The sequence below is a fragment of the Brucella ciceri genome (assembly GCF_041930145.1).
GTDB classification, from domain to species: domain Bacteria; phylum Pseudomonadota; class Alphaproteobacteria; order Rhizobiales; family Rhizobiaceae; genus Brucella; species Brucella intermedia.
The window spans coordinates 1-2,662 of sequence record NZ_JBHEEV010000029.1 but is presented as its reverse complement, the minus strand read 5'-3'; the positions used below and the strand labels follow the sequence as shown (position 1 = coordinate 2,662).

The following is a 2,662-nucleotide window of genomic DNA, read 5'->3' as shown; positions in this document are numbered from 1 at the left end:
GCATCCCCGATTTGGGCAGTGCCGATCTGGACATTGACGATCTTCGCCCAATCCATGACGAAGCCTTCGCCGTACATAACGTTGTTCTGGATGACGAATGGCTTGAAGAACTCCGTACCATTCGAGAACACGATCTGTTCGGCTATCAGGGCGATACGCGCCTGGGTGCTGTTCACGTCAAGGAAGAGGCCTGCGCTCTTGTAGCTGTCGGTTGTTCCGCCGCGGACTTCCATGCCAATGCGGGAGTTCCAGCCGCTCGGTGCCACATAAGTCCCCATACGGAATGTCGCGTTCGCAGACACTTCACCGATATTGGACGATAGCTGAGTGATAAGGTTGGCTTGCGCCGCCACATCATCCTCGACGCCATCAACGCGGACTTGCAGCAACTGAATAATGCTTGCCCCGGTATTGTCCCAGAGCTGGGCATTGATCCGGGTCAGCTGCTGGCCAATGGCACTATTCGGACCCGTGGCAACGATGATATCCTCCTGCCACATCGCCTGCGCATTGCCGAACGTGCTGGAAAGCTGGCGCGTCAGACGCTGGATGTCGGAATAGTTGCTGTTGTGATTGTCCGCTGTCAGGGTAGCAAGTTCTTCAGCTTGCCGGATCAATTCGCGAACCTGCGGCCCGATCCAGCCGAGATAACCCTTCAGGTCATCGGCCAGTCCTTCGTAGTCGATAGGGTTCTGATCGCCCTGCGCGTTCAGGGTGCGAAACGGCTTGGCCGCCGACCACGCTACAGACCGGCCATTGTCCACGCGCAAACGCGTGCGGACGAACCAGTCAGTGAGCGAAGTCAGCCCTTCGGAGATCGTCACATTAACGATATCGGCGGTCACAAAATCGCGGAACACCTGGCTCGGATCGTTTGCGGGCCAGTATTCGATATCGACGCCGACAACCGAGATATCATCAATCGCGTCCCAGAGCAGCCGTGCACCTGGCAACTCTCCGGCACCATCGGCCCTGACGATTGTCGGGATAACATCGAAGTTCTGCACCTCCGCCAGATACTGCGGCGGTGGCACGACGATGATGTTCGGAGGGTTGGTCTCGTAGGCGGTCGGATCGAACACGCCATTGCTGATCTGCTGCAAAGACAACGAGATATCGCGAGCGCCGTCGGTATTGATCCCGCCAAGCTGGCGCGTCAGCACCTGATATGTCCGGTCGCCATACTTGGCGCTGTTCCAGCGAACCCACCGGCCTTCCTTGATCGTATCGAGGAATTTCGGATGAACGACGATTTCAGCCGATGCCTGATAGCGAGCGCCACGAATGGCAATATCAGCCAGCCTGTCCACCTGCCGCACATCGGTGACGGCAGCGTAAGGAATGGCACTGGCGAGCGTTTCCCTATCTTCGGCCAGCGCCCCTTCATCGATACGGGTTGCCGCGTCCTTGGTTTCGTAGAAGTCATCCGGCGAGACATAGGAAGCCGCGACAGTGTTGATCAGTTCCGTACGCTTGCGCTTGGCACTGAACCGCAAGGGTGCGCCGCGCTTGATATCATCGTCCGTGATGGTCGCAACGATGGCCTGCGGAGCGCCCGCAATCGGGAACTCGCCATCAACACGCTCCACCCATGAGCCGCACATAGCTTCAAGGATCGGGGTCAGGTTTGCGTCGTGGTTGGCGCCGGGGCCGTCCTTGGCAATCGCATGGGCACGATATCGCTTCGAGCCGTCCGGCATGACTTCGTCGCAGATGTTCGCTGCCTGGGTATATTCTGCCAACGGCAGACGGCTTGCACGTACAGCCTTGCCGACCATGCGCTGGGAGCCGTTGAAGAAACCGCGTTCCAGATTGTAAATCTGCACTACCGGATTGTCGGAATATTCCCACGTGCTCTGATCGTCCCAACGATGCGCGCCCGATCCGCCCACCGTGCTATCCTTGCGCCAGTCGTAGAGCGGAGCACCGACGACTTCGAACAGCAACTTTGCCGGTGAAGTCAGGCCATCGCCATTCTTGCGCAATTCCGAGAACACGACAGCGTAGGCAACGCCAGCGCCGCGATGGTTCGCAGTCCAGCGGCCAGCCGGACGGGCATTGTTGATCAGCGTCGGTTCTGCCTGCTGATCCATCGTGCCGTAGAAGATTTTCACGCGAACATTGTCGTGGTCATCACCGCTCGTGCCTTCGTTCGGAACAAGCCAATAGCCGTCTGCATCCTGCTCTGTCAGGTTGCGCCACTGACCATTGTAACGAACACGCAGAACCGCCGTGATGCGGAAACTCGACAAGACGAATACGTCCTGAATGAGCCGACCGCCACTGCCGTAGCTGTTGCGATAGATGTGGTGACCTTCGGTCGCACACGTGCCAAGAATGACCGAACGCGGGATATTGGCGCCATACTGGGTTTCCAGTTCGGAAGCACGGCTTTGCGTCTTTGGAGGAAACAGCGCATTGACGGCATATTTCAGTGCAATGCCGAAGGCTGTCTGCGCGATACCGGCGAGGATCGGGCTTGCAGCAGCCCACGCGGCCACGCTCGATACAAGACCGCCAATTGCGGTGAAGATAGGCGCTAAAAATGGCATGCGACAGCCTCTATCGGGCGCAACAAAAAAGGCCCGCCGCTGGCAGACCTTCAAAAGCGCAAATTGTCGAAGTGGTTACAGGCCGACCTTGTAGGCCTGCTCGATGTCGG

The 2,662-nt window shown here is 58.2% G+C and carries 1 protein-coding gene; it reads right to left on the bottom strand.

Translation table 11 applies throughout. The features are described from left to right. Nucleotides 1-2,552: phage tail protein (locus JNC63_RS21820; RefSeq protein WP_374846774.1), on the bottom strand; the 2,552-nt coding region annotated here is incomplete at its 3' end. Nucleotides 2,553-2,662: the final 110 nt, after the last annotated feature.